The sequence below is a fragment of the Streptomyces mexicanus genome, from assembly GCF_902506575.1.
Lineage (GTDB): Bacteria > Actinomycetota > Actinomycetes > Streptomycetales > Streptomycetaceae > Streptomyces > Streptomyces mexicanus.
Genome location: NZ_LR732544.1, coordinates 6,989,965 through 6,997,577 on the forward strand (window position 1 = coordinate 6,989,965; position 7,613 = coordinate 6,997,577).

The window sequence follows — 7,613 nt, forward strand, 5'->3', positions numbered from 1 at the left end:
GCCCCCGGCGACGGGCCCGACAGCCACTCCGCGTTCCTGCTGGAGACCGACCGGCTCCCCGCCGACGACGCCGCGCGGGCCCAGTACGTCGAGGACCTGCTCGGCGACCCCCTCGCCGACGACAACCCGCACGGCCAGCGGGCACTGCTCGCCGCCGACGAGCGGCGCGAGGCGCCCGCGGCCACCGAGGAACTGCTCGACCGCTACGGCCTCGCCGCGGAGTTCGTGCCCAGGGAACTGGGCGGACGCCTCGACGGCGTCGAAGGGCTCGCGCAGGTGCTGCGGCCGGTGTTCCGGCGGGACGTGGCCCTCGGCTTCGGCGCCGGGATGACCGCCCTGTTCGCCGCGTCCGTGGTGTGGAGCGCCGGCGACGGACGCCAGCGCCGGGACACCGCGCGGCGACTGCTCGGCGGCGGCCGGATGACCATCCTGCACCGGGAGTTCGCCCACGCCAACGCGATCCTGCGCGGCGAGTACACCGCCCGCCCCGCACCAGGCGGCGGCTACGTCGTCGACGGCCGCAAGGACGTCGTCATCAACGCCGACCGCGCCGACGCCTTCGTCGCCTACGTGCGCACCGCCCCCGGCGACGGGCCCGACAGCCACTCCGCGTTCCTGCTGGAGACCGACCGGCTCCCGTCGCACGCCGTGCACCGGCTGCCGCGCGCCCGCACGCACGGCATGCGCGGCGCCCACTACGCCGGACTCGACCTCGAACAGTGCCCCGTCCCCGCCGACGCCCTGATCGGGGAACTCGGCGAAGGGATCTCCCTGTCCCTGCGCACGTTCCAGGTCAGCCGGTCACTGGTGTCCGGCGGCGCCCTGGTCGGCGGGATGGACAGCGCGCTGCGCTACGCCGTCCGCGCCGTCAGCCAGTCCCGCCGCGGCCTCGTGCTGCGCGGGCGCCGCGGCCGGGTGCTCGCCGGGGTCTTCGCCGACCTGCTCGCCTGCGACAGCCTCGCCGTCACCGGACTGCGGCTGCTCGACCTGGCCCCCGAGCACGCCCTCGTCCCCTCGGCCGCCGTCAAGTACGCCGTCTCCGCGCTGCTCCAGGAGGACCTCGACGACCTCGCCGCGGTGCTCGGCGCCCGCGGCTACGAGCGCGGTCCCGCCTACGGGGGCTTCCAGAAGCTCGTGCGCGACCTGCCGGTCGCCGGGCTGGGACACGCCGGGACCGCCGACACCCAGGCCGTGCTCGTCCCCCACCTGCGCACCCTCGCCCACGCCGCCTGGCGCGGCGAGAGCGGACACGAGGCGCCCGCCGCGCTGTTCACCCCCGGCGGCCCGGGCGCCCCGCTCGACTTCCGCCGGCTCGCCGCCGAGCCCTCCGACCCGCAGCACGGTTGCGACGGCCTGCTCGCCGCGCTGCTCGGCGCCGCCGCCCGGCTCGACGGCCACCGCTCCCGCGGGCCGCGCTGGGCGGCGCTCGCCGACCTGGCCCGTGCCTTCGCCGCGGAGGTGCACCGCCTCGCCGACCGGTGCGCCACGCTCTCCGGACGCCCGGACACCGTGGCGCCCGCCGCCTCCTACGTCCTCGTCGACCGGTACTGCCTGCTGCTCGCCGCCGCCGCCTGCCTCGCCGTCTGCGAGAACGCCGGCCCCCGCGCCGCGGACGGCGCCCTGCTCGCCGAACCCGACTGGGCGCTGCTCGCGCTGAGCCGGTTCGGCCGCCGCCTCGGCCTGGAGGTGCCCGAACTGCCGGACGGCGTCGCGCTGGACCTCGCCGCCGGGCTCGTGGACCGGTACCGGCGCGGGCGCAGCTTCGACCTGTACGGGATGCGGCTCGCGTGAGACCCCACCGCAACAGAAACGATTCGGTGCCTGTGTGTGGTGGTGGGGGGGCGGCCTGGTGCCCGCGGGTGACCGCCCGGCCCTCCGAGCGACCGCCGGGCCGCAAGGACCACAGAAGGAGGCGAACGCCATGCACCCCAGTGAGCCCACCGACCCGCGCAACGGCGACGCCCGCAACCGGGACGGGACGGGCGCCCGCCCGCCCGGCGGTGCTCCGGCTCCGCCGGGCGGAACACGTGCCTGCCCCGCTGCCGGAGCCCTTGCTGCCCCGGGCGGGGCGGATACCCGCTTCACCGTCCGGCACGGGGCGGAGGCCCGGCCCGCCGATGGGGCCTTCGCCGCCCCGGGCGGGGCAGGTGCCCGGCCCGCCGCGGGGGCCTCTGCTGCCGCGGGTGGGGGGGATGTCCGCCCCGCCCGCAGCGCTCCCGCCGCCCGGCACGGCGCGGATGCCCGCCCTGTCGGGGGTGTTCTGACCGCCCCGGGCGAGACAGGCGCCGGTGTCCCCGCCGGCCCGCACGGTGCGAGCGCCCTCGGTACCGTCGCCACCGCGCACGGCTGCGCCGTCGCGCCGCCCGTGCACATTCCGCGTCCCGACAGCTCCTGGCTCCGGGTCCGGGAGAACCTCCTGGACCGGGGCGCCACCGTGGCGTACGCGACCTGGACCGAGTGGCTGCCCTCGGTGCTCACCACGCCGCGCCTGCGGGCCCTGCTCGGAGGTGACTGGGACCGCTACGCCGACACCCAGGACCCGGTCGTCCGCTGCCGGTTCGCCGCCTCGCGGCTGCTCATCAAGTACACGGCGGCCGCCGCGCTCGGCATCGACCCCGAGGACATCGACATCGCCTACCGGCTCGGAGGCCGCCCCTACCTGCGCGGACTCGACCAGGTGGAGGTGGGCCTGACGCACACCGGTGAGCTGATGGCCGTGGGCATCAGCCGGATCGGCCGGATGGGCCTGGACGCCGAGCGCGCGGACCGGCGCTTCGATGTGGACCTGATACGCAACCGCATCTGCACGCCTGCGGAGGCCGCGGAGCTGGACGCGCTGCCCGCCGGCCAGCGGGCGGCGTGCCTGCTGCGTCTGTGGACGCTGAAGGAGGCCTACACCAAGGCGCTCGGGCAGGGCATGCGGCTGCCCTTCACCGAGTTCGGCTTCGACCTCGGCCCCGGCGGCCTGCGCACCCCCGACGGCACCGAGGCCCTCGGCGACGAGTGGGCGTTCGCCACCCACCTGGTGCTGGGCCGCTATCTCATCAGCGCGGCCTGCCACGACGCCGGGCTCGACCCGGACGGCGACACCTCGGTCGGCACCATGCTGGACCGGCGCCTGCTGACGGCGATGACCCCGCCCGGGCAGGACACCGGGGGAGTGGACATCTGACCTGGCGGGTCCTGGGGCCGGTGATCAGGTGCGGGACGGGGGCTCGCCCTCGGTGAACAGGATGTGGAACGACAGCTCGGTCATGCGCCAGCCGGCCGGAGTCCTGCGGGCCGCGCCGCGGGTGAGCGTTCCCGCGCGGAACAGGGCCGGCCGGTCACCGCCCCGATGGTGGACGTGCGTGGTCAGCACGTTGGCGCGGAACACGGCCCGGTCGCCGTCGAGGGCCACCACCGGCGGCGAGCCCAGGTGCTGGGTCCGCGCGAACGCCGCGAGGGAGGCGCGGTGCCACTCGGCCAGCCCCGCGCACCCCGCGTGACGGCCCATCGGGAAGGTGACGACCGCATCCTCGGTGAACAGGCTCCGCGCCCACGCATCGTCGAGTTCCTCGTCGTCGAGCGCGATCAGGTAACGACCCAGCAGTTCTGCGACCACAGCGGCGTCGACGGTGCCGGCGGCCGCGGCGGGGACGGCGGAAGGAATGGAAGTCACCGCCCGAGCATGGCGCCGGCGCGCCCGCGGGACCAGGTTCCTGCGGAAGATCTGACATTCCCGACGGAGTTCTGTAACAGATGGCGAAAAGCCTGTACCGCATTGTCTTTACCGTTCTTGCGTGGCCCGGCAATACTCGTCGAACACCAGTCGGGAGAGGGCAGATGAATACCTTTGACGCGGACGTGCTCATTGTGGGAGCAGGACCCACCGGACTCATGCTCGCGGGCGAGTTGAGTCTCCATGGAGTGTCCGTCCTGATCGTCGACCGGCTTGCCCAGCCGATCACGGAATCACGTGCCCTCGGGTTTTCCGCGCGGACGATCGAGGAATTCGCCCAGCGCGGACTCATTTCCCGGCTCGGTGACGTCGACGTCCTTCCCTTCGGTCATTTCGGCGGTGTGCCGCTCGACTACCGGGTCGTTCCCGGCGGCTCCTACGGCGCCCGCGGCATCCCCCAGTCCCGCACCGAGGGCATGCTGGCCGGCTGGATCGCCGAGCGCGGTGTCGAGGTGCGCCGCGGCGTCGAGGTCACCGACCTGGTACAGGACGAGGACAAGGTCACCGTCAGCGTCGCCACCGAGGACGGCACCGGCACGCTGCGCGCCCGCTACGCCGTCGGCTGCGACGGCGCCCGCAGTGTGGTGCGCACCTGCGCCGGCATCGACTTCCCCGGCACCGCACCCACCGTCGAGCTGCGCTTCGCCGACATCGCCGGCGTACAGCTGCGCCCCCGCTTCAGCGGGGAGCCGGTGCCCGGCGGCATGGTCATGGTGCTGCCGCTGGGACCCGACCGCGCCCGCGTCATCTACTACGACCGCGCCGAGCCGCTGCGCACCGGCCCGGACCCCCTCACCTTCGACGAGGTCGCCGAGGCCTTCCACCGGCTGTCCGGCGAGGACATCAGCGGCGCCACACCGCTGTGGGTGTCCTCCACCACCGACGTCAGCCGCCAGGCCGCCCAGTACCGCAAGGGCCGTGTCTTCGTCGCCGGCGACGCCGCCCACATCCACCTGCCGATCGGCGCCCAGGGCATGAGCGCCGGCATCCAGGACGCCGTCAACCTCGGCTGGAAGCTCGCCCTCCACCTCAAGGGGCTGGCCCCCCAGACGCTGCTCGACACGTATCACACCGAACGCCACCCGGTCGGCGCCCGCATCCTCGCCAACACCCTCGCCCAGCGCACCCTCTACCTCGGCGGCGACGAGGCCGGCCCGCTGCGCCAGGTGTTCACCGAGCTGGTGCGGCACGAGGAGGTGCAGCGCCACCTGGTGGGCATGGTGACCGGGCTCGACATCCGCCACGACGTCGGCGGCGACCACCCGCTGCTCGGCCGGCGCCTCGCCGACCGGCAGGTCACCCGCGACGGCGTCAAGCAGAGCGTCCTGCCCCTCCTCGGCTCCGGGCGCGGTCTGCTGCTCGACCTGGCCGACAGCGCGGACCTGCGCGCCGCGGCCCGCGGATGGTCCGACCGGGTCGACACCGTCACCGTCCAGGGCTGCGAGGACGACGCCGGCCTGGGCGCCCTCCTGGTCCGCCCCGACGGCTACATCGCCTGGATCGGCGGCCCGCACGACGGCCCCGGCGCCGCGACCAGCGGCATGCCGCTCACCGTCGCGCTCGGCCGCTGGTTCGGTCCGGCCGCCTGACCGGAGCCCTCCCACCGCACGTCCATCCCCGAGAAGCGAGGAACCATGCCGATCATCTCGACCGACGACAACTACCTGACCGTCCTGAACCTGTTCACCACCGACACCCCCGAGCACCAGGACCAGCTGCTCACCGAGATGGGCAAGATCGTCAACGCGGCGGCCTACGAGGGATGGATCTCCTCCACCGTGCACGCCGGCCAGGACAGCTGCGGCACCGCCAACCTCATCCAGTGGCGCAGCGGCGAGGACCTGGAAAAGCGGTACGCCGGCGAGGAGTTCAGGCACCGCACGCTGCCCGTCTTCCGCGAGATCACCACGGCGATCCGGCTGCTGCAGAACGAGATCGTCTTCACCCAGACCCACCCGGACCTGAAGGGCCGCATCGAGGTCTCGCCGGACCGCGACGACTACACGGCCATCGAGGTCCACCGCGTCGCCGAGGCCGACCAGGCCGACCTGATCAAGCTCCTGGGCGAGGGCCAGCACTGGCTGGTGGACGTGCCCGGCTACCGCTCGCACGCCGTCTTCAAGGGCCTGCGCGCCATGTTCGTCGAGGGCGCCTTCGCCGTCGTGTACTCGCAGTGGGACAGCAAGGAGAGCTACGACGCCTTCCGCGGCCGGCCCCACGCCGACAAGCCGGAGGCCCGCCGCGCCAACGACGAGCGCATCGCCGAGCTGACGATCGACAGCGACTCCAACACCTACCGCGTGGTGCACACCCGCGCCGCGGGCGAGTGACCCGCGCATCCCGAGGAGCGAACCTATGCACAGCACGCTGATCGTGGCCCGCATGGCGCCCGGTTCGAGCGCGGACGTCGCCAAGCTGTTCGCCGAGTTCGACGCGACGGACATGCCGCACCGCATGGGCACCCGCCGGCGCCAGCTGTTCGCCTTCAACGGCCTCTACTTCCACCTCCAGGACTTCGACGATGACAACGGCGGCGAACTGATCCAGCGCGCCAAGGACGACCCGCGCTTCGTACGGATCAGCGACGACCTGAAGCCGTTCATCGCACCTTATGACCCCGCCACCTGGCGTTCCCCGGCCGACGCCATGGCACAGCGCTTCTACCGGTGGGAGGCGTCCGCCTGAGCAGGGCGCAGCCGCCGTACCGCCGTCGCATTGGGGCACTTTGCCCGCGACCCACCACACAGATCAGCTGGGGCCACTACCCCCCCGAGAGCGAAGGAATCATCCCATGGCCAGCAGCCAGTTCACCCTTGAGGACCTCCGGCGGATCCTCCTCGAGGCCGCAGGCGCCGACGAGAACGTCGACCTCGACGGCGACATCCTGGACACCGTGTTCGCGGTGCTCGGCTACGAGTCCATCGCCCTGCTGGAGACCGGCGGCCGCATCGAGCGCGAGTACGGCATCGTCCTGGACGACGACGACCTCAGCGAGGACCTGACGCCGCGTGACCTGATCGACGCCGTCAACGCCCAGCTGGCCCTGTCCGGCGCCCAGGCCGCCTGAGGGGAGCAACACCATGTCCGACACCACCGCGAGGGTCGCCCTCGTCACCGGCGCGACCAGCGGCATCGGCCTCGAGGTCGCCCGCCTGCTGGCCCGCCAGGGCCACCGGGTGTTCATCGGCGCGCGCAACGCCGACAACGTCGAGCGCACCGCCAAGGCGCTGCGCGAGGAGGGCCTCGACGTCGACGGCCGGCAGCTCGACGTCCGCGACACCGACAGCGTCAAGGAGTTCGTGCGCAGTGCCGTCGCCGCTTTCGGCACCGTCGACGTGCTCGTCAACAACGCCGGGCGCTCCGGCGGCGGCGTCACCGCGGACATCACCGACGAGCTGTGGGACGACGTCATCGACACCAATCTCAACAGCGTCTTCCGCATGACCCGCGAGGTGCTCACGACCGGCGGCATGCGGGCCAAGGACCGCGGCCGGATCATCAACATCGCCTCCACCGCGGGCAAGCAGGGCGTCGTCCTGGGCGCCCCCTACTCGGCGTCCAAGCACGGCGTCGTCGGATTCACCAAGGCACTCGGCAACGAGCTCGCCCCGACCGGCATCACCGTCAACGCCGTCTGCCCCGGCTACGTCGAGACACCGATGGCGCAGCGGGTGCGGCAGGGCTACGCGGACGCCTGGGGCACGACCGAGGAGGAGATTCTCAAGAAGTTCCAGGCCAAGATCCCGCTCGGCCGCTACGCCACCCCCCAGGAGGTCGCCGCACTGGTCGGCTACCTGGCCACCGACGCCGCCGCGTCCATCACCTCCCAGGCCCTCAACGTCTGCGGCGGCCTGGGCAACTTCTAGGCCGCGTCCGCCGGCGCCCCTGGACC

General features: G+C 73.4%; 8 protein-coding genes. 7 read left to right on the forward strand and 1 reads right to left on the reverse strand.

The genetic code is table 11. The features are described 5' to 3' along the window. Positions 1 to 1,791 (forward strand): acyl-CoA dehydrogenase family protein (locus GV126_RS31220; protein ID WP_159672906.1); only part of this gene is annotated, 1,791 nt, incomplete at its 5' end. Between the two features lie 574 nt (positions 1,792 to 2,365). Further along, complete coding sequence (locus tag GV126_RS31225) at positions 2,366 to 3,172, forward strand: 4'-phosphopantetheinyl transferase family protein (RefSeq protein WP_236570200.1); 807 nt, start codon at positions 2,366 to 2,368, stop codon at positions 3,170 to 3,172. A 24-nt stretch (positions 3,173 to 3,196) separates the two neighbouring features. Here GV126_RS31225 and GV126_RS31230 read toward each other — a convergent pair whose 3' ends face one another. Next, a complete protein-coding gene (locus GV126_RS31230) occupies positions 3,197 to 3,661 on the reverse strand; it encodes a nuclear transport factor 2 family protein (protein ID WP_159672908.1) in 465 nt (154 codons plus the stop codon). Positions 3,662 to 3,825: 164 nt separating this feature from the next. Between GV126_RS31230 and GV126_RS31235 the strand changes: the two genes are divergently transcribed. The 5 genes from GV126_RS31235 to fabG all read left to right on the forward strand — a co-directional run bounded on the left by GV126_RS31235 (position 3,826) and on the right by fabG (position 7,587). After that, positions 3,826 to 5,310: an FAD-dependent monooxygenase gene (locus GV126_RS31235; protein ID WP_159672910.1), complete on the forward strand. Its 1,485-nt coding sequence runs from the start codon at positions 3,826 to 3,828 to the stop codon at positions 5,308 to 5,310. A 45-nt stretch (positions 5,311 to 5,355) separates the two neighbouring features. Then, the gene (locus GV126_RS31240) at positions 5,356 to 6,051 is read left to right on the forward strand and encodes an antibiotic biosynthesis monooxygenase family protein (RefSeq protein WP_159672912.1); all 696 of its coding nucleotides are present in this window, start codon (positions 5,356 to 5,358) and stop codon (positions 6,049 to 6,051) included. 25 nt (positions 6,052 to 6,076) lie between these two features. Further along, positions 6,077 to 6,406, forward strand: coding sequence for a TcmI family type II polyketide cyclase (locus tag GV126_RS31245; RefSeq protein WP_159672914.1), 330 nt, complete (start codon positions 6,077 to 6,079; stop codon positions 6,404 to 6,406). A 106-nt stretch (positions 6,407 to 6,512) separates the two neighbouring features. Next, a complete protein-coding gene (locus GV126_RS31250) occupies positions 6,513 to 6,788 on the forward strand; it encodes a phosphopantetheine-binding protein (RefSeq protein ID WP_159672916.1) in 276 nt (91 codons plus the stop codon). Between the two features lie 13 nt (positions 6,789 to 6,801). Then, a complete protein-coding gene (gene fabG, locus GV126_RS31255; RefSeq protein WP_159672918.1) occupies positions 6,802 to 7,587 on the forward strand; it encodes a 3-oxoacyl-ACP reductase FabG in 786 nt (261 codons plus the stop codon). Positions 7,588 to 7,613 lie beyond the last annotated feature (26 nt).